Genomic DNA, 18618 nt, shown 5'->3' with positions numbered 1-18618 from the left:
TAATAACCGTCAGAAAAAAAAGGATCTCACTTGACCTCTTATAAAATCAATTAAACCCTCTACTCCGTTCTAACCATCTTGTCCATCGACTCATGAAAATATACATTTTAATTAAATTAGCACTTGACAACAAAACACGCCACTAGCATCTTCTTATACTACCACAAGCTTATATTGGAGTCAAATACTACCCGGTTACTTTATTGCCCTGATAATAAAGTAGCCTTTTTCTTTACAGACGACCTCTACATCGCGGAATAATGATTCCATTTTCTTAATAGCAGATGGCGCACCTTGTTTCTTTTGAATCACAACCCATAACTCACCATCAGAACAAAGGTGTTGATGAGCCTGTTCAAACATTTCATGAACAACCTTCTTACCGACGCGTATCGGCGGATTAGTTAATACCGCAGCATATGTTTCGTTCGGCAACTGACTGAATTGATCACTTAGAAATACTCGAGCGTTCGTTAGCTTATTTCTTTCCATATTTATCTTCGCTAACTCAACCGCCCGCTCATTAATATCACCCATGACGATTTGCCGATCTGGAAATGCTTTCGCAATTGACAGCCCTATCGGACCATATCCACAACCTAAATCAACAATTGCCCCATCAGCTTCAGGAAGTATAAACGATTCGATTAAAGTTTTAGAACCAAAATCGACAGTATTTTTTGAAAAGACACCTGTGTCACTTGTAAATGTTAGAACTTGATTACGAAGTTCGTACGTCCATGTCTTGGGGTTGCTTTTGGATTGGGGATGTTGAGTAAAGTATTGCTCCGACATATTGTTAGCACCTACTTTTATCGTGGTTTAAAGTCAGCCAAATTGACAATTGTATTCATGTTGCTAATCGGCCTTAATTTCATACTTAGTAGTAAACAAAGGCCCGCCTAAATTAGACGAGCCTTCATTATTTAGTTTTAACTTACTTAACTTCTACAGATGCGCCAGCTTCTTCAAGTTTAGCTTTAATTTCTTCAGCTTCTTCTTTAGCTACGCCTTCTTTAATTGCACCTGGTGCGTTGTCAACAAGATCTTTTGCATCTTTAAGGCCAAGACCTGTGATTTCACGAACTGCTTTAACAACTTTGATTTTCGCTGAGCCAGCGTCTGTAAGAACAACATCAAATTCTGTTTTTTCTTCTTCTGCTGCGCCACCTGCTGCGCCACCTGCAACTGCTACAGGAGCTGCTGCTGTTACACCAAATTCTTCTTCGATTGCTTTAACTAAGTCGTTTAATTCTAGAACAGACATTTCTTTTATTGCTTCAATAATTTGTTCTTTAGACATTATAATTTCCTCCTAAAATTGTATAAGTTTTAATTTATTTAAACCGGATTAAGCTTCTTGCTCTTCTTTTTGCTCCGCAATTGCTTTAGCAGCATAAGCGAAGTTGCGAACAGGTGCCTGAAGGACGCTGAGTAACATAGATAGTAATCCTTCGTAGTTTGGAAGGTCTGCTAGTTCCTTGATTTGATCAAGTGATGCAACTTTACCTTCGATAACTCCACCTTTAATTTCTAAATCTTTGTGTTCTTTAGCAAAATTATTAAGAATTTTCGCTGGTGCAATAACATCATTATCACTAAATGCGATCGCTGTTGGACCAACTAAAAGTTCATCTAATTCTGTAAGTTCAGCTTCTGCAGCTGCACGACGTGACATTGAGTTTTTATATACTTTATACTCAACGCCCGCTTCACGTAATTGCTTACGTAATTCAGTAACTTCTGCTACGTCAAGGCCACGATAGTCAACTAAAACTGTTGATTGGCTATCACGGAACTTAGTTGCGATTTCAGAAACGATTTGTTTCTTTTTCTCTAAAACTTTTGACATGATTCCACCTCCTATTGTTCTGTTCAACCATACCGTATAAACGTATCCGCTAATTAAAAACCCTTACGTCTAAAATAGACGCAAGGGAGAATGTGTAAACGACCGGGCAAATTAATAAATAATACATTTTGCCTTCATTAACACCTCGGCAGGCTATTAAGCTTTAATGAGCCCCTGCTGTCTACGGTATAACTATTTATTTTAACCTAAATTATTATAGCGGTCTGCTATATTAATGTCAAGTTTTATTTTGAACTAAAATGCAGATGTATCTACTTTAACACCAGGACCCATTGTAGATGTCACTGAGATGTTACGTAAATAAATACCTTTTGCAGATTGAGGTTTTGCTTTAATAATCACATCAGCAATTGCTCTAAGGTTTTCTTCTAATTTGTTTAATTCAAATGAAGCCTTACCAATTGGCACATGAACGTTTGACTGTTTGTCAACACGATATTCTACTTTACCAGCTTTAATATCGTTAATTGCTTTTTCAACTTCGAACGTTACAGTTCCTGTTTTAGGGTTTGGCATTAAGCCTTTAGGTCCTAGAACACGACCTAATTTACCTACTTCAGCCATCATGTCTGGTGTAGCAACGATAACGTCGAAACCTAACCAACCTTGGTTAATTTTATTGATAAGCTCTTCATCTCCAACAAAATCAGCTCCAGCTGCTTCTGCTTCTTTAGCTTTATCACCTTTAGCAAATACAAGAACAGTTTGTGTTTTACCTGTTCCGTGTGGCAACACAGTTGCTCCACGTAGTTGTTGATCAGCTTTCTTAGGATCAACACCTAAACGGAATGCTACTTCGATTGTCTCATCGAATTTAGCTGTTGCATTTTCTTTAACTAATTTAAGAGCTTCTTCAACACCGTAAGCTTTAGTACGGTCAAATGATTTCAAAGCTTCTTGTTGTTTCTTTGATTTTTTAGCCATTATTTTTCCTCCTAGAATGTGGTGTTAGCGGTTATACCTCCCACTTAATAAAGCGCATCCTACTTGATAATCATCATCAACAAGCAGGAGTGTTGACTATGCCTCAGTCCATTTTCTGCAAAAAGGTTGCGTAATGGTAACTCAACCACCGACGCAACCTTCACTTCCAACAAACGACAAAATTAATCTTCGATTGTGATACCCATACTACGTGCGGTACCTTCAACCATCTGCATAGCTGCTTCAACATCAGCCGCGTTTAAATCTGGCATTTTCAGTTCTGCGATTTCACGTACTTGTGCACGCTTAACTGTAGCTACCTTATTACGGTTTGGCTCACCTGATGCAGTTTCAATCCCCGCTGCTTTCTTAAGTAATACAGCAGCTGGTGGAGTTTTTGTAATAAATGTAAACGAACGGTCCTCAAAAACCGAAATTTCTACCGGAATAATCAAACCAGCTTGATCTTGAGTTTGAGCGTTAAATTCTTTACAGAAACCCATGATATTAATACCTGCTTGACCTAATGCTGGTCCAACTGGTGGTGCTGGGTTTGCTTTACCTGCTGGGATTTGTAGTTTTACAACTTTAATTACTTTTTTAGCCACGAGACACACCTCCTTAAGTCCGTGATGTGGTCACAGGGTGTTAACCCTCCCACTCATTTTCATATCTAATTACTATATTGAAACTCGAGGCATAAAGAACATTAAGATTTTAGCACGTTCAACGCAATATTGCAAGCATTGATCGAATTAATTCTAAAGAAAAGTCATTCCATATTTCAAGTTGAAACCCTAGACTTCCCAATACATTGCCATTAGTTGTTTCTCTACACGAAAATTATAGCTTTTCAATCTGCGAGAAGTCTAACTCAACTGGTGTTTCACGGCCAAACATGTTAACCAATACTTTGACTTTTTGACGATCTACATCAATTTGTTCAATTGCACCAGTAAAGTTACTAAATGGTCCATCAACAACATTGATTGACTCACCAACTTCAAAGTCTACTTCAATCTCAGTTTCCTTCATACCCATTCGTTTAAGTATTGCTTCCGCTTCCTCGGGTAATAGTGGTGTTGGTTTAGAACCTGAACCTGCTGAACCTACAAAGCCAGTTACCCCCGGTGTATTCCGAACAACATACCAAGAGTCATCTGTCATAATCATTTCTGCTAGGACATAGCCCGGGAATACTTTTTTCATTGAGACTTTTTTCTTGCCTTGTTTCATCTCTGTTTCTTCTTCCTCAGGAACTAGGATACGAAAAATTTTATCTTCCATACCCATTGAGGCTAACCTTTTTTCAAGGTTTGTTTTAACCTTATTTTCATAACCTGAGTACGTATGCACGACATACCACTGTTTTTCCATCTTCCAACCTCCTTAATTCATTAATCAGAATGACTGTAAACGATAGATCCGTTATATTTAATTTTAATAATTAATTTTCAATTTAAAAAAACCCGTTAATACGGGTTGTAAGTCACTCGATTTATTCCTTTATTATTATAGCACAAAACTAATTGAGCTAATCAAAAAAAAGATTTAAAAGTTGAGTAATACCTAAATCAACAATTGTAAAAAATAATGCCATTAAAACAACAGTTACAACAACAGTTACAGTATAACGATATAGTTCTTCTTTACCTGGCCAAGAAACTTTTTTCATTTCTCGAGAAACATTTTTTAAAAATGATACAGCTTTCACAAGGAGTTCCTCCAAACATTAAATTTTATCTATTGATTACTCATTGATGAATGTTGCTTACTTAGTTTCACGATGTAACGTATGTAAGTTACATTTTTTGCAGAATTTTTTAAGTTCTAACCGCTCAGTGGTGCCCGCATTTTTATCAGTATAATAGTTTCGGCTTCCACATTCTTCACATGCTAGTGCTCGTTTCTTTTTCATTATACATCACCTTATTTATTAATCTAGCATACCTATTAATGTAGCACGCTTCACAAATAGTGTCAACGCACCATTTCGTTTCACCTATAATTTCATTTCCGCAAGATTTAAATAGCGTTCAAGTTTTCTTTTTACACGTACAAGAGCATTATCAATTGCTTTTATATGTCTGTTGAGCTCTTCTGATATTTCCTGATATGTACGGCCGTCTAAGTAGAGGTAAAGAACATCACATTCAAATCGACTTAATAGTTTAATGAGCTTTTCCTCTAATAGACCTTGCTTCTCACGATTTATAATTAATTGTTCCGGATCATCAATTTGCTCAACATTTGTTAGAACATCTAGCAACGTCCGATCGGATTCTTCATCATAAATCGGCTTATCTAATGAAACATATGAGTTAAGCGGGATATGTTTTTGCCTAGTAGCAGCTTTGATAGCTGTTAGGATCTGTCTGGTTACACAAAGGTCGGCGAAGGCACGGAAAGACGTACCATGCGAGTCTTTGAAATCACGTACAGCTTTATATAATCCAATCATACCTTCTTGGACAATATCCTCATGATCTGCGCCAATCAAAAAGTAAGTACTCGCCTTTATACGCACGAAAGTTCGGTATTTTCGAATCAAGAAATCCAATGCTTGTCCGTCTCCTTGGCGAATAAGCATGATAAGTTCTCTGTCATCAAGCTGGTCAAAGCATGGCGATTTACTGTTCACACAATAATGCTGTTTCTCCAACCCAAACTCCCCCTGAGTCACCTAATAGCAATATTATACAGTAAGCGCTTTACTTCCGTCAACTAGTGGTTTTATCGACTTCCACGTCTCATTTTCTCTAGTTGAGCTAATATATCTTGATTTATCGGTAGTGATCGACCCTTTTTTTCGATTTCAAAGGACTTTATATCATAATTAATTTCATTTTTTAATTGATTGACTTCAATTTCTAATTCTCTAGCGGACTTTCGATAGGCACCCTGTTGAAAAATAGTTCGTTGTTCAACAAAATCACTAGTAGCCACATATACCTTTGTTTGGACATTGATAATTTGCTTAACTAATCGCTCAATACATTGATCAGCCGTTTCTTTTTCTTTTGTATAAATGATTTCAACATTATATTGCTTATCCTTTGCTTCAACACCTTTTACTTCATAAGCATCAAATACGATAATGACACGAATACCAAGATACGCTTGGTATTCCGCCATTCTCTCAATCAATAGTTGTCTCGCTTGGTCAAGGTCAATATCACGTAGTCTCTTTAGCTCGTCCCAATCACCAATAATGTTATATCCGTCTACTAATAATACATCCATTAGATTATCCCCCTAATGGGTGACGCTTTCGGAATATTTCATACATTAAGACACCACAAGCTACTGATGCGTTTAACGAAGAGACTTGACCTTTCATTGATAAATTGACAGTCCAATCACACTTATCTAGAACAAGTCGACTAATGCCTTTTCCTTCATTGCCGATGACAAGCGCAATCGCAATATCGCCTTCTAATTCTCGATAGTCTTTATCTGCTTCCATCTCTGTTCCGACAACCCAGACATTACGTGATTTTAATTCTTCAATTGTTTGTGCCATATTCGTCACTCGTGCAACTGGTACATATTCAATTGCTCCAGCTGACGTTTTTGCTACGACACTTGTTAAGCCAACTGCACGATTCTTTGGAATAATGACTCCATGCACACCCGTAGCATCTGCTGTCCTTAAAATTGATCCTAAGTTATGTGGGTCAAGAATACCATCGAGCAGAATAAAGAATGGTAGTTCTCCTCTTTGTTCTGCTCGAGCAAATAAGTCGTCTATAGATGCGTATTCATAAGCAGCTACTGCAGCAACTAATCCTTGGTGTTTACCTTTTGATAATTGATCGAGTTTTTGTTTAGGGACACGTTTTATTTGAACACCTTGTTTCCTTGCAAGTTGTTGAATTTCGTCAATTGTATTCTGTTTAAGGTAATCGCCAATAAACAATTTATTTATTGGACGTCCTGAACGGAATGCTTCTATAATCGGGTTTTTTCCTATTAGCCATTCTTCATTCATTTTATTGCCTTCCTTTCTCCACACTGTTAATAGCTAGTTGCATCAATTCTTGTAATCGTTGTTCATATTTTGCATAATATAGAAATCCTAACAATGCTTCAAAAGCAGTACTGTAACGATATGTCATTACATCTGTATTTTTAGGTACTGAACCCGCTTTAGCATTGCGGCCTCTTCTAACAATTGATAGTTCCTCTTCATCAAGAATTCCTGAATCAAGCCATTCTCTTAAAACCTTTGCTTGTGCTTTAGCTGATACGTATTTAATTGCTGCTTGATGAAGATCATTTACTTTTGCGTAATGATGTCTGATTAAATAATCACGTACATGCACTTCGTAAATAGCATCACCCATATAAGCAAGGGCAAGACTTTTCATCTGTCTAACTTCATTCAACTTCATTTTTATCCTCTTCTCCAACGTGTACCTTGAGCAGTATCTTCTAAAATAATTGACTGAGCCTTTAATAGGTCACGAATTTCATCTGCTCGCTTAAAGTTTTTCTCTTGGCGTGCCTTTTCTCGCTCAACTAAAAGCTGGTCAATTTCAGCATCTAATAGTTGCTCTTCGTTCGCTATCTCTAAGCCTAATATTTCAAAAAGCTGATCAAATAACGCGATAAATTGCTCCAGATCTTGCTTAGAAACTTCTGCGTTTTCTAATAATAAATTCGCTTCTTTTACTAATTCATATAGTACACTTATTGCATTTGCTGTATTAAAATCATCGTTCATCTCTTGAACAAATTTTCCTTTAATTGCTTTAAGTCGTTCTAAATATGTTTGATTTGCTTTAGAGTCAATTGCGTGATTCAATCGATATTTTAAATTTTGATAGCTATTAACAATCCGATCAAATCCCTGTTTAGCTTGTGTGATAAGTGTATCACTAAAGTTAATTGGTTGGCGATAATGTACACTAAGCATAAAGAAACGAATTAATTCTGGCGGATATTTTTCAATTAAATCTCTTGCTAAGATGTAGTTACCTAGCGATTTAGACATCTTTTCATCTTCAATCGTGATATAACCATTATGAAGCCAATAATTTGCAAAATTCTTTCCGTTTCGTGCTTCTGATTGTGCAATTTCATTTTCGTGGTGAGGGAAAGTTAAATCTTGACCTCCCGCGTGAATATCAATTGTATCGCCTAAATGTTTTTTGACCATTGCGGAACATTCTATGTGCCAACCTGGGCGACCTTCACCCCAAGGTGCAGACCACGAAATCTCTCCTGGTTTAGCTGCCTTCCATAGTGCAAAATCAAGCTCATCTTCTTTACTCTGACCAACTTGAATTCTTGCACCAGCCTTTAATTCATCTAGTGATTGAGCAGACAGTTTCCCATATTCCTCAAACTTGCGCGTTTTGAAATATACATCGCCATTTGATTCGTAAGCATAGCCTTTTTTAATCAAATCATCGATGAATTGAATAATATCATCCATCGTCTCTGTCACTCTTGGATGTAGCGTTGCAGGCTTAACTCCTAGTGCACCAACATCTTCTTTATAGGCTTCAATGAAGCGTTCTGTTAGACGATTGATATCCTCATGATTTCGATTTGCTTCATTGATAATTTTGTCATCAACGTCAGTAAAGTTTAATAAGTAAGAAACCTCATAGCCCTTATATTCTAAATATCGACGTACAGTGTCAAAGACTATTGCTGGTCTAGCATTACCAATATGAATATAATTATAAACAGTCGGTCCACAGACATACATCTTGACCTTGTTAGGTTCAATTGATTTAAAAACCTCTTTCTGGCGCGTTAAAGTATTGTATACCTTAATCGTCATCTTGCATCTCTCCTTTTAATGCAGACAGCTCTTCCTTTAGCTTTCTCACATCTTCTTGTAATTCTGCAATATAATCATCAATTGGGTCAGGTAATTTATTGTGATCAAGATTTTTGCTTACGCGTTTCCCATTTTGAACAACGACGTGTCCAGGAATCCCTACAACAGTTGAATAATCAGGGACGTCTTTAAGCACGACTGATCCCGCTCCAATTTTTGAATACTTTCCTATCGTTATCGAACCAAGCACCTTTGCTCCAGTTGCAATCAAAGCATGGTCTTTAATCGTTGGATGGCGTTTGCCTTTCTCTTTTCCTGTTCCTCCAAGTGTCACACCTTGATAAATCGTAACATAATCACCAATCTCACATGTCTCTCCAATCACAACACCCATCCCATGATCAATGAAGAAGTGACGACCAATTTGTGCACCTGGATGAATCTCTATTCCCGTTAAAAATCGGCTAAATTGAGAAATTACCCTTGCGATAAAGAAGAATTTTCTCCGATAAAAGAAATGTGCAATCCGATGAAGCCAAATTGCATGAACACCAGAATAAGTAAAAATAACCTCTAAATAAGATCTAGCTGCTGGATCTTGATCAAAGACAACCTGGATATCTTCTTGCATCCGCTTAAATAACATCATACCAACACCTCCAAACTGTTTTAAGAAATGCTAAAAAGGCGTCTTTGTGTATTGAATACACAGAGACGCCTAAATAAACGCGGTTCCACTCTGTTTAGAGTAACATCATTTGGTTACTTTCAACTTGAACTCAAATAACGGTGAGTCGCCGCTTCTACTTACTATATCATTCAGCAGAAGACTCCGAGGTGCATAAAATTAGTCTGCTTAAAATCACTTCCAGCCAAGGTGATTCTCTCTAAGTAAGCGTGATACTAATCTCTTTCCTCTTCAACATTTTATGATTTAATCGTATGCAATTAAAACATTTTTTGTGATTAAAAAGTTGCTAACACATCTTCTAATCGAGTGATCACTGTTTCCTTACCCAATAAGTAAATAGCATTAGGTAATTCTGGACCGTGTGCTTGACCAGTCGTTGCAACTCGAATCGGCATAAATAGCTTTTTACCTTTTTGTTGTGTATCTTTTTGTGTTGCTTTAACTGCAGCCTTAATCTCTTGTGGCTCCCAATTTTCTAGTACATTTAATTTATTTTTAAAAGTAGTCAATACCTCAGGTACTTGCGACTCTGATAATATTGCTTGTGCCTCTTCATTATAACTGATCTTCGTTTGGAAGAAAAGCTCTGTTAAGTCAACAATCTCCGCACCATAGCTAAGTTGTTCTTTATATAGTGAAATAAGATTGATTGCCCAATTCTTCGTCTCTTCATCAGCATCAGCAGGAATTCTTCCCGCTTCAATTAAGTGTGGAAGTGCTAAATCAATGATTTCTTCCTCGCTTAAAGTTTTAATATACTGGTTATTCATCCACTGTAACTTCTTAGAGTCAAAGATAGCTGCAGAAGTCGATAATCGATTAGGATCAAAGATCTCAATTAGCTTGTCTTTAGTGAAAATTTCTTCTTCACCAACTGGTGACCAACCAAGTAATGTAATGAAGTTAAACATTGCCTCTGGTAAATAACCTAAGTTTTTATATTGCTCGATAAATTGAACAACATGTTGATCTCTCTTACTTAGTTTCTTTCTTTCCTCATTTAAAATGAGCGTCATGTGACCAAATTGAGGTGCTTCCCAACCAAATGCATCATAAATCATCATTTGTCTTGGTGTATTTGATATATGTTCTTCCCCACGTAATACATGACTAATCTTCATCAAGTGGTCATCAATCACTGCTGCAAAGTTATATGTTGGAACACCATTTTTCTTAACAATTACCCAGTCACCAAAATCACTTGATTCAAAGGAGATTGTACCACGCACAATATCATCAAATGTATACGTCACATTCTCAGGTACTCGGAATCTTATACTTGCCTCTCGTCCTTCAGCTTCAAATTGCGCTATTTGCTCATCCGTTAAGTTGGCATGTGCACCAGAGTATTTTGGAACTTGGCCTTTTGCACGTTGCTCTTCGCGTTCTTGTTCAAGTTCTTCCTCTGTCATATAGCATTTATAAGCTAAATTACGCTCAAGTAATTCATCTACATACTTTTGATAAATATCTAGTCGTTCAGTTTGACGATATGGTCCATATGCACCACCAATATCCGCGCCTTCATCCCATTCTAAACCAAGCCATTTTAAATATTTAAGTTGGCTTTCTTCTCCGCCTTCAACATTTCGTTTCTCATCCGTATCTTCCGTTCTAATAATAAACTGGCCACCAAAATGCTTAGCAAATAAATAATTAAATAATGCTGTTCTAGCATTTCCAATATGCAAGTGACCTGTTGGGCTCGGTGCATACCTTACACGAACTTCTTTTGTCATTGTCTTGCTTCCCCTTTCAATCAATTGCTCCTATTATCTTATCACTTTTTCATCAGGTTGTCCGAATGTTAGACTATTTTTGATAAAAAAAGCCTAGCACCACATCTATTAATTCTTATTATGTTAAACCTGACTTGTTTTAATCAATCTTACTAAATAATTTTCGACCTTTTCTAATGATCATTAGAAAAAGTGATAACACTCGTTATCACTTTTCTACCTTATCATTTATACCCTTTTTACAAAGCTTTTTCAAGTGCTTTTGGCTTGGCAAATATCATCCTACCTGCTGATGTTTGTAATACGCTCGTAATGATCACATCAATGGCTTCACCGATATAGTTCCTGCCTTCTTCAACTACAATCATCGTACCATCATCTAGGTAAGCAACACCTTGATCGTGCTCTTTACCATCTTTAATCACTTGAACTTTCAATAATTCTCCCGGTAAAACAACTGGCTTAACTGCATTGGCTAAATCATTAATATTTAAAACTTGTACATTTTGAAATTCACAAACTTTATTTAGATTAAAATCGTTCGTTACTACTATTCCGTCAACTTGCTTGGCAAGCTTAACTAATTTACTATCAACTTCTTGTGTATCCTCAAAATCGCCTTCATACATTTCAATTTTATCAGTAACATCTTTTTGCAATCGATTTAAAATATCTAACCCTCGGCGACCTCGATTACGCTTTAACGCATCAGAAGAATCTGCTATATGCTGAAGCTCTTGTAACACAAATTGAGGAATAATTATTGTCCCTTCAATAAAATGCGTCTGACATATATCTGCGATTCTCCCATCAATAATAACGCTCGTATCTAAAATCTTCGGTTTTGAACCGACCTGAGCTTGCGTCTCCTCTTCAGGTGATTGTTGCAAGGCCTTATCCTTCCTAGCTACCATCATAATATTAATAAATTCATCACGTCGCTTAAATCCAACTTGAAAACCTAAATAGCCGAATAAACCCATTATGAATAGAGGAATGACCTGCGATACGAAAAAGATATTAATATCATAGATTGGACGATTAATTAAGTAAGCAATTACTAAACCTAACGTTAAACCTATACCACCGAATAATAGATCCATTAAAGGCGCACTAAGTAGATACTTTTCTAAATACTGAATAAAGTAAACGATATAATCAACAAGCCAAAAGGAAATTAAATATAGTATGATTGCACCAAGAACTAAACCAATATACGGAGCTACAATAGGTTGATCGATCCACGTTCCTCTTGTAAAACTAATCAATTGGATTAATAGGGGCAAATAAAGGAATCCAAGAGTCCCTCCAGCTACAATTATAAATAGTTGTACGACTTTTTTAAGCATTCACTTCACCTCCTACATTCTATAATCCCCAATATATGATATTTTTAACCTTCTATTTTTTAAACAATCTAGTGCTATTCTATAATTGAAATTTTCATTGCTTCTTGAATAGAGTTAACACCGATGACCTCTATAGAATCTGGTATTTGTAGACCATCTAAATTTCGGGCTGGGATAATCACTCGTTTAAATCCTAATTTATTTGCCTCTTGGATACGTTGTTCAATTCGAGACACACGACGTATCTCACCAGTTAAGCCAACCTCTCCAATTAATACATCATAAGGTGAACATGCCTTACCTTTAAAGCTTGATGCTATACTAATCGCTACTGCTAAATCTATTGCTGGCTCATCTAGTTTAATACCCCCAGCAACTTTGACGTAAGCATCTTGATTTTGCATAAGTAATCCTACTCGTTTTTCTAATACAGCCATAAGCAGAGGTACTCGATTATGGTCAATACCAGTTGCCATTCGTCTAGCTTGGCCAAAGCTGGTCGGGGAAATTAACGACTGAATCTCAACAAGTACAGGTCTTGTCCCTTCCATTGATGCAACAACAGTAGATCCAGCTACACCTTGTGATCGCTCTTCTAAAAATATCTCTGATGGATTTAATACCTCATGAAGACCAGATTCCTTCATTTCAAAAATACCCATCTCATTTGTACTACCAAATCGGTTCTTTACACCGCGTAAAATTCGATAGCTATGATGTCTTTCACCTTCGAAGTAAAGCACTGTATCTACCATATGCTCAAGCATTCTAGGTCCTGCAATTGCGCCTTCCTTCGTAACGTGACCAACAATAAAAATAGGGATATGCTTTGTTTTCGCTATGCGCATTAGTTCACCCGTGCACTCTCGAACTTGTGAAACACTTCCAGGTGCACTTGTGACCTCATCTTTAAATACAGTTTGAATCGAGTCAATTACGACTAAAGAGGGATTTAGTTGATCAATTTGTGCTGAGATTATGCTCATGTTTGTTTCAGATAACACATATAACTGATCTGAACTAACATCAAGCCGGTCTGCTCGTAATTTTGTCTGTCGAACAGATTCCTCTCCAGAGATGTAGAGGACAGGATTACCTTTATTAGCTAATTGATTTGTAATCTGTAAAAGGAGCGTTGACTTTCCTATCCCTGGGTCACCACCGATTAAAACTAGTGAACCGGGAACGACACCTCCACCTAATACTCGATTTAACTCAGGCATATCAGTTTTCATTCTAGGCTCTTCTTTAGTTTCAATTGCTGTTATCTTTTCTGGCTTTTGGCCACTTTGTTGTCCTAACCCTCGATGCTTCGTTGATGTTTTAATGACCAATTCTTCTTCTAAAGTATTCCACTGTTGACAGGTAGGGCACTTTCCCATCCACTTAGGTGACTCATAGCCACATTCTCTACATACGAAGCTTGTCTTCTTTTTAGCCAAGGTCATCTCCCCTTTCCTCTATTATACGCTAAAATATAATGACAGATATTACATATTAGTTAATTCTTTGTGTAAAAATGGTGTAAACAAACTGATGCATCTGTATCACTTCGTTTTATCTATTATATGTAAAATAAAGCAGGAGGTAAAGTTTACCTCCCGCTTCCCTCAATTAAAGTAAATTTACTGCTTATTTAAAATAATAAATTTACCATTACTACTTAATCCAATCCGAATTGTTTCGTTCTTGTTGATCTCTCCTCTTAGCAATGCTTCAGATAAAAGATCTTCAATATTTTTTTGGATTGATCGACGTAATGGACGCGCTCCATACTCTGGATCAAAGCCTTCTTCTGCAATTTTTTCGATCGCTTTATTTGAGATTGTAAAGTCTAAGCCCTGTTTAACAAGACGATCTTGAAGTTGGCGAACCATTAATGTCACAATATCCTTCATATGACCACGCTCAAGCGCATGAAATACGATTGTTTCATCGATGCGGTTTAAGAACTCTGGTCTAAATGCTTTTTTCAGAGCATCTGTAACATTAGCTTTCATTTGCTTATGGTCTGTTTGGTGATCATCAATATTAAAGCCAACAAATTTATTTTTCTGCAATTCGCTTGCTCCAACATTTGATGTCATGATGAGAACTGTATTTCTAAAGTCAACGAGCCTTCCTTTTGAATCAGTTAATCGGCCATCTTCTAATACTTGTAACAGAATATTAAACACTTCTGGATGTGCTTTTTCAATCTCGTCAAGTAAGACAACAGAATATGGTTTACTACGGACTTTCTCAGTCAATTGGCCACCTTCTTCATACCCTACATATCCCGGAGGAGATCCAACTAAACGAGATGTCGTATGCTTTTCCATATATTCAGACATGTCAATACGAATCATTGCATCTTCATCACCAAACATTGCCTCAGCTAATGCACGCGCTAGTTCCGTTTTCCCAACTCCTGTTGGTCCTAAAAAGATAAATGAACCAATTGGACGCTTCGGATCTTTTAACCCAGCTCGAGCACGTCTAATAGCTTTAGAAACTGCTGTAACGGCTTCAGACTGGCCAATTACGCGACCATGTAAGATGGACTCTAAATTTAACAGACGATCCGCTTCATCTTTTGTTAACGAGTCTACTGGCACACCAGTCCAATTTGATACAACTGAAGCAATATCTTCAACAACAACTCTCGAATCTTCTTTCCCTTGCTTCTCTTGCCACTTTTCTTTTGTTAGTTCTAATTCTTTTTTCAGTTTTTGTTCTTGATCACGTAGTGCCGCTGCTTTTTCAAATTCTTGACTTTGAACAGCTGCATCCTTCTCTTTTCTAATTTCCGTTAGTTTGTTCTCTAACTCTTTTAAATTTGACGGAGCTGTATAAGAACGCAGGCGAACCCTTGATCCAGCTTCATCGATTAAATCAATCGCTTTATCTGGTAAAAAGCGATCCGTAATATAACGACTTGATAAATGAGCAGCTGCTTCAATTGCTTCATCTGTAATTGTAACTCTATGATGTGCTTCATATCGATCACGGAGTCCCTTGAGAATTTCAATTGACTCCTCTACAGTTGGCTCATCAACTCGAATCGGTTGAAACCTACGCTCTAATGCTGCATCTTTTTCAATATACTTTCGATACTCGTCAATCGTTGTTGCACCGATACACTGTAATTCTCCACGGGCTAACGAAGGTTTTAATATATTTGAAGCATCAATTGCACCTTCAGCACCACCTGCACCAATCAATGTATGCAACTCATCAATAAATAAAATAACATTTCCTGCTTGGCGAATTTCTTCCATAACCTTTTTCAAACGGTCCTCGAATTCACCACGGTATTTTGTCCCCGCTACTACCGTTCCCATATCGAGTGTCATAACACGCTTATCTCGTAATGTTTCAGGAACTTCATTATTTACTATTTGCTGGGCTAAGCCTTCTGCTACCGCTGTTTTTCCGACACCTGGCTCTCCAATTAATACAGGGTTGTTCTTAGTACGACGACTTAATACTTGAATGACGCGTTCAATTTCCTTCTCACGACCGATGACAGGGTCTACATTACCTTCTCTTGCCGTCTGAGTTAGATCACGCGCTAAAGAGTCTAGCGTTGGTGTACTTGCTGGGTTACTTTGGGTATGTCTTGCTTGACCTTTTCGGACAGATTCATTACTACCTAAAAGCTGTAATACTTGCTGTCTTGCCCTGTTTAGACTAACACCTAAATTGTTTAAAACTCTTGCTGCAATCCCTTCGCCCTCTCGAATTAATCCAAGTAAAATATGTTCTGTTCCAACATAGGTGTGACCTAACTTTCTTGCTTCATCCATAGATAATTCAATGACCTTTTTTGCGCGTGGCGTATAGTGGAGCGCTTGAGATGTTTGACTGCCTACGCCAATTAATGCTTCAACTTCTTCTTGGATTTTATCCTTTTCTAAGTTAAGCGCATGGAGTGCTTTAGCCGCAATCCCTTCTCCTTCTCGAATAAGACCAAGTAAAATATGCTCTGTCCCAATATTGTGGTGACCTAATCGGATCGCTTCTTCTTGTGATAATGCCAACACTTTTTGCGCTCTCTCTGTAAATCTTCCAAACATCATTCACTCATCTTCCTTCCCTACGATTCTTCTATATTTAAACGTTCCCGTATGATACTAGCTCGCTTAATATCACGTTTATCTGGTGTCAAAATTTCCTGAGCATATTGCTGTAAAAATCCTGGTTGTGTTAACACCATTAGTTCATTTATAACAGTTGTTGATAGCTCTTTAATATAGCCTAAATCTATTGCCAATCTTAAATCTGATAAGCATTTTGCTGCCTCTTTGGATTCTATGACCCGACTATACTTCAAGATACCATATGATCTAAAAATTCGGTCCTCTAAACGAACACCTTGCTGTTGAACTAACAACTGCCTAGCTTCTCTCTCATGGTTAATTAATTGTTTTACTACGCTATGGAGATCTTGAATAATGTCTTCCTCAGTTCTGCCTAATGTCACTTGGTTAGAAATTTGATAGACATTACCATGTGCTTTACTTCCTTCTCCATAGATCCCTCTCACCACTAAGCCAAGTTGATGGATAGCAGGGAGCATTTTTCTTACTTTACCCGTTAATGTTAATGCCGGTAAGTGCATCATCACAGATGCTCGAATACCAGTTCCAACGTTTGTCGGACAACTTGTTAGATAACCTCGATCTGGATCAAAAGCATAATCAATCTTTTCTTCTAACCAATCGTCAATTTTAAACGCTTCTTCTAATCCGCGTTCTAGCTGTAATCCTGGTAAGTATAATTGTAAGCGAATATGGTCTTCTTCGTTAATCATAATTGAAACTTGCTCGTTTTCAGATAGTAGTACACCACTTTCACTTTTTCGCTCAGCTAATAATGGGCTAATTAAATGCTTCTCCACAAGTACTTGTTTTTCTAACGGCTGTACATCTGCCATATCAAAATATTCAAGATTCTTATACGTTGTAAAAGAACGATAATTAAAATGTTCTTTTACCCAATTAGAAACGATTTGTAATTTTTCCTTATCTGCCATTAAAGGAAATGGTACATTTGAAAAATTTCTCGCTAATCGTATTCGAGTACTTAAAACGATATCATGATCTGGCCCTTGCTCTTGCATCCAAGGACTGATTGCTTGATCAATAAACGATTGTAATGACATTATCGATCATCTCCTTTTTGATCAGAAGATTCCCACTCTTTTTCTAGTTGTTTAATTTTATCTCGTAAATCAGCAGCTTCCTCAAACCTTTCCTCATTAACCAATACCTGCAGCTGCGTACGATAATCCTGAATTAACCGTTGATGTTGCAAATGTACATATTGCCTTTTAGGAATTTTACCATTATGAACTGTATTACCACCGTGGACCCTTTTAAAAACTGGATTTAAGTAATCTGAAAATGTCTGATAACATTTTGAACAACCGAACTTACCTGTTTTAGAGAATTGGTGATAGGTCATCTGACATTGTGGACATATCAATTGCTGTTCAACTCGCCCATGTGATTGTGTGTTTGGTGTTGGACTAGTATTAAAATTAAATAAGCCACTTAACAAATCATGGATTGTATATGAATCTTCATCTGCGTCAAAGTAACCCTTTTCTTTAGCACATTGTTGACATAGATGTGCTTCTGTTTTATGCCCATTTAAAAAGTTCGTTAAATGGACAGTTGCTTCTTGCTGTTGGCAGATTTCACATTTCAATTTAGGATCCTCCTTACACATATCAGTTTAATTGTGTTTTAGCGCTCTTAACATCGCAACTAATATTCGTGACCGCAATTCATCTCGAAGAGGTAAATTTAATGCTAAAACCTCTCTGTCAATCGCTCTAATCATTAAATTAGCCTCTCTAACTGAAATATATTCCTGCTCATATAAACGTTCGATAACAGCGATTGCCACACGTTGCTCAACAGTTGGTGTAACCAATTCAATGAGTTCATCAATTAAACGATTTTTGCTATTAACAACCATTCGTTGAATTCTTATATACCCGCCTCCACCACGCTTACTTTCAACGTGGTAGCCTTTCTCTGGAGTAAATCTTGTATTAATAACATAGTTGATCTGAGAAGGAACACAAGAAAATTGTTCAGCAATTTCACTACGTTTAATCTCAACTGTTTTATGTTTATTACGATCAATTATCTGCTTTAAATGCGCTTCAATCACATCAGAAATATTACGCATCTTTTCTCCTCCCGCTTGACTTTGACTATATTTGACTATAACTATATTTTATACTGCTTCTGAAC

Annotated in this window: 21 protein-coding genes and 2 other annotated features; all 21 genes read right to left on the bottom strand. The window is 37.0% G+C overall.

Features of this window, described 5'->3' with window-relative positions; translation table 11 throughout:
* Window positions 1-195: 195 nt before the first annotated feature.
* Window positions 196-795: a class I SAM-dependent methyltransferase gene (locus AXY_RS00645; protein WP_015008853.1), complete on the bottom strand. Its 600-nt coding sequence runs from the start codon at window positions 793-795 to the stop codon at window positions 196-198.
* Window positions 796-937: 142 nt separating this feature from the next.
* A complete protein-coding gene (gene rplL / locus AXY_RS00640) occupies window positions 938-1303 on the bottom strand; it encodes a 50S ribosomal protein L7/L12 (RefSeq protein ID WP_015008852.1) in 366 nt (121 codons plus the stop codon).
* A gap of 48 nt (window positions 1304-1351) precedes the next feature.
* Complete coding sequence (rplJ, locus tag AXY_RS00635; RefSeq protein ID WP_015008851.1) at window positions 1352-1852, bottom strand: 50S ribosomal protein L10; 501 nt, start codon at window positions 1850-1852, stop codon at window positions 1352-1354.
* 45 nt (window positions 1853-1897) lie between these two features.
* Window positions 1898-2057 (bottom strand) — a sequence feature (ribosomal protein L10 leader region).
* A 50-nt stretch (window positions 2058-2107) separates the two neighbouring features.
* On the bottom strand, window positions 2108-2797 hold the full coding sequence (rplA, locus tag AXY_RS00630; RefSeq protein WP_015008850.1) for a 50S ribosomal protein L1: 690 nt from the start codon (window positions 2795-2797) through the stop codon (window positions 2108-2110).
* Between the two features lie 182 nt (window positions 2798-2979).
* Window positions 2980-3405, bottom strand: a complete 426-nt coding sequence (gene rplK / locus AXY_RS00625; protein WP_015008849.1) for a 50S ribosomal protein L11 — start codon at window positions 3403-3405, stop codon at window positions 2980-2982.
* Window positions 3406-3640: 235 nt separating this feature from the next.
* Window positions 3641-4174 (bottom strand): transcription termination/antitermination protein NusG, encoded by a 534-nt coding sequence (nusG, locus tag AXY_RS00620; protein ID WP_015008848.1) that lies wholly within the window; start codon window positions 4172-4174, stop codon window positions 3641-3643.
* A gap of 157 nt (window positions 4175-4331) precedes the next feature.
* Window positions 4332-4511 (bottom strand): preprotein translocase subunit SecE, encoded by a 180-nt coding sequence (gene secE / locus AXY_RS00615; protein WP_015008847.1) that lies wholly within the window; start codon window positions 4509-4511, stop codon window positions 4332-4334.
* Between the two features lie 57 nt (window positions 4512-4568).
* A complete protein-coding gene (gene rpmG, locus AXY_RS12440; protein ID WP_015008846.1) occupies window positions 4569-4715 on the bottom strand; it encodes a 50S ribosomal protein L33 in 147 nt (48 codons plus the stop codon).
* An 84-nt stretch (window positions 4716-4799) separates the two neighbouring features.
* Window positions 4800-5480, bottom strand: coding sequence for an RNA polymerase sporulation sigma factor SigH (gene sigH / locus AXY_RS00610; RefSeq protein WP_407919029.1), 681 nt, complete (start codon window positions 5478-5480; stop codon window positions 4800-4802).
* A 50-nt stretch (window positions 5481-5530) separates the two neighbouring features.
* Window positions 5531-6040: an NYN domain-containing protein gene (locus tag AXY_RS00605; RefSeq protein WP_015008844.1), complete on the bottom strand. Its 510-nt coding sequence runs from the start codon at window positions 6038-6040 to the stop codon at window positions 5531-5533.
* 4 nt (window positions 6041-6044) lie between these two features.
* Window positions 6045-6788 (bottom strand): 23S rRNA (guanosine(2251)-2'-O)-methyltransferase RlmB, encoded by a 744-nt coding sequence (gene rlmB / locus AXY_RS00600; RefSeq protein ID WP_015008843.1) that lies wholly within the window; start codon window positions 6786-6788, stop codon window positions 6045-6047.
* A gap of 1 nt (window position 6789) precedes the next feature.
* The gene (locus AXY_RS00595; protein WP_015008842.1) at window positions 6790-7191 is read right to left on the bottom strand and encodes a Mini-ribonuclease 3; all 402 of its coding nucleotides are present in this window, start codon (window positions 7189-7191) and stop codon (window positions 6790-6792) included.
* A gap of 2 nt (window positions 7192-7193) precedes the next feature.
* Window positions 7194-8591 (bottom strand): cysteine--tRNA ligase, encoded by a 1398-nt coding sequence (cysS, locus tag AXY_RS00590; protein WP_015008841.1) that lies wholly within the window; start codon window positions 8589-8591, stop codon window positions 7194-7196.
* Complete coding sequence (gene cysE, locus AXY_RS00585; protein ID WP_015008840.1) at window positions 8581-9237, bottom strand: serine O-acetyltransferase; 657 nt, start codon at window positions 9235-9237, stop codon at window positions 8581-8583. Before cysE ends, cysS begins: the two co-directional genes overlap by 11 nt.
* A gap of 61 nt (window positions 9238-9298) precedes the next feature.
* Window positions 9299-9523: a binding site (T-box leader), on the bottom strand.
* 34 nt (window positions 9524-9557) lie between these two features.
* Complete coding sequence (gltX, locus tag AXY_RS00580) at window positions 9558-11021, bottom strand: glutamate--tRNA ligase (protein ID WP_015008839.1); 1464 nt, start codon at window positions 11019-11021, stop codon at window positions 9558-9560.
* Between the two features lie 239 nt (window positions 11022-11260).
* On the bottom strand, window positions 11261-12370 hold the full coding sequence (locus AXY_RS00575) for a PIN/TRAM domain-containing protein (RefSeq protein ID WP_015008838.1): 1110 nt from the start codon (window positions 12368-12370) through the stop codon (window positions 11261-11263).
* A 74-nt stretch (window positions 12371-12444) separates the two neighbouring features.
* Window positions 12445-13812 (bottom strand): DNA repair protein RadA, encoded by a 1368-nt coding sequence (gene radA, locus AXY_RS00570; protein WP_015008837.1) that lies wholly within the window; start codon window positions 13810-13812, stop codon window positions 12445-12447.
* A gap of 183 nt (window positions 13813-13995) precedes the next feature.
* Complete coding sequence (locus tag AXY_RS00565; protein ID WP_015008836.1) at window positions 13996-16431, bottom strand: ATP-dependent Clp protease ATP-binding subunit; 2436 nt, start codon at window positions 16429-16431, stop codon at window positions 13996-13998.
* 17 nt (window positions 16432-16448) lie between these two features.
* The gene (locus AXY_RS00560) at window positions 16449-17516 is read right to left on the bottom strand and encodes a protein arginine kinase (RefSeq protein WP_015008835.1); all 1068 of its coding nucleotides are present in this window, start codon (window positions 17514-17516) and stop codon (window positions 16449-16451) included.
* Window positions 17516-18064 carry a UvrB/UvrC motif-containing protein gene (locus tag AXY_RS00555; protein ID WP_015008834.1) on the bottom strand — a complete coding sequence of 183 codons (549 nt, stop codon included), beginning with the start codon at window positions 18062-18064 and terminating at the stop codon, window positions 17516-17518. Before AXY_RS00555 ends, AXY_RS00560 begins: the two co-directional genes overlap by 1 nt.
* Window positions 18065-18091: 27 nt before the next feature.
* Window positions 18092-18553, bottom strand: a complete 462-nt coding sequence (locus AXY_RS00550; protein WP_015008833.1) for a CtsR family transcriptional regulator — start codon at window positions 18551-18553, stop codon at window positions 18092-18094.
* Between the last annotated feature and the right edge of the window lie 65 nt (window positions 18554-18618).

The organism is Amphibacillus xylanus NBRC 15112 (assembly GCF_000307165.1).
GTDB lineage: Bacteria > Bacillota > Bacilli > Bacillales > Amphibacillaceae > Amphibacillus > Amphibacillus xylanus.
Note: the sequence above shows the minus strand (reverse complement) of the source record. Positions and strands in the feature narration are given on the sequence as shown.

Excerpts from the sequence above, each read along its gene's own strand:
- AXY_RS00645 (WP_015008853.1), bottom strand. The coding sequence starts at position 795 with ATGTCGGAGCAATACTTTACTCAACATCCCCAATCCAAAAGCAACCCC.
- rplL (WP_015008852.1), bottom strand. The coding sequence starts at position 1,303 with ATGTCTAAAGAACAAATTATTGAAGCAATAAAAGAAATGTCTGTTCTA.
- rplJ (WP_015008851.1), bottom strand. The coding sequence starts at position 1,852 with ATGTCAAAAGTTTTAGAGAAAAAGAAACAAATCGTTTCTGAAATCGCA.
- rplA (WP_015008850.1), bottom strand. The coding sequence starts at position 2,797 with ATGGCTAAAAAATCAAAGAAACAACAAGAAGCTTTGAAATCATTTGAC.
- nusG (WP_015008848.1), bottom strand. The coding sequence starts at position 4,174 with ATGGAAAAACAGTGGTATGTCGTGCATACGTACTCAGGTTATGAAAAT.
- rpmG (WP_015008846.1), bottom strand. The coding sequence starts at position 4,715 with ATGAAAAAGAAACGAGCACTAGCATGTGAAGAATGTGGAAGCCGAAAC.
- AXY_RS00605 (WP_015008844.1), bottom strand. The coding sequence starts at position 6,040 with ATGGATGTATTATTAGTAGACGGATATAACATTATTGGTGATTGGGAC.
- rlmB (WP_015008843.1), bottom strand. The coding sequence starts at position 6,788 with ATGAATGAAGAATGGCTAATAGGAAAAAACCCGATTATAGAAGCATTC.
- AXY_RS00595 (WP_015008842.1), bottom strand. The coding sequence starts at position 7,191 with ATGAAGTTGAATGAAGTTAGACAGATGAAAAGTCTTGCCCTTGCTTAT.
- cysS (WP_015008841.1), bottom strand. The coding sequence starts at position 8,591 with ATGACGATTAAGGTATACAATACTTTAACGCGCCAGAAAGAGGTTTTT.
- cysE (WP_015008840.1), bottom strand. The coding sequence starts at position 9,237 with ATGTTATTTAAGCGGATGCAAGAAGATATCCAGGTTGTCTTTGATCAA.
- gltX (WP_015008839.1), bottom strand. The coding sequence starts at position 11,021 with ATGACAAAAGAAGTTCGTGTAAGGTATGCACCGAGCCCAACAGGTCAC.
- AXY_RS00575 (WP_015008838.1), bottom strand. The coding sequence starts at position 12,370 with ATGCTTAAAAAAGTCGTACAACTATTTATAATTGTAGCTGGAGGGACT.
- AXY_RS00565 (WP_015008836.1), bottom strand. The coding sequence starts at position 16,431 with ATGATGTTTGGAAGATTTACAGAGAGAGCGCAAAAAGTGTTGGCATTA.
- AXY_RS00560 (WP_015008835.1), bottom strand. The coding sequence starts at position 17,516 with ATGTCATTACAATCGTTTATTGATCAAGCAATCAGTCCTTGGATGCAA.
- AXY_RS00550 (WP_015008833.1), bottom strand. The coding sequence starts at position 18,553 with ATGCGTAATATTTCTGATGTGATTGAAGCGCATTTAAAGCAGATAATT.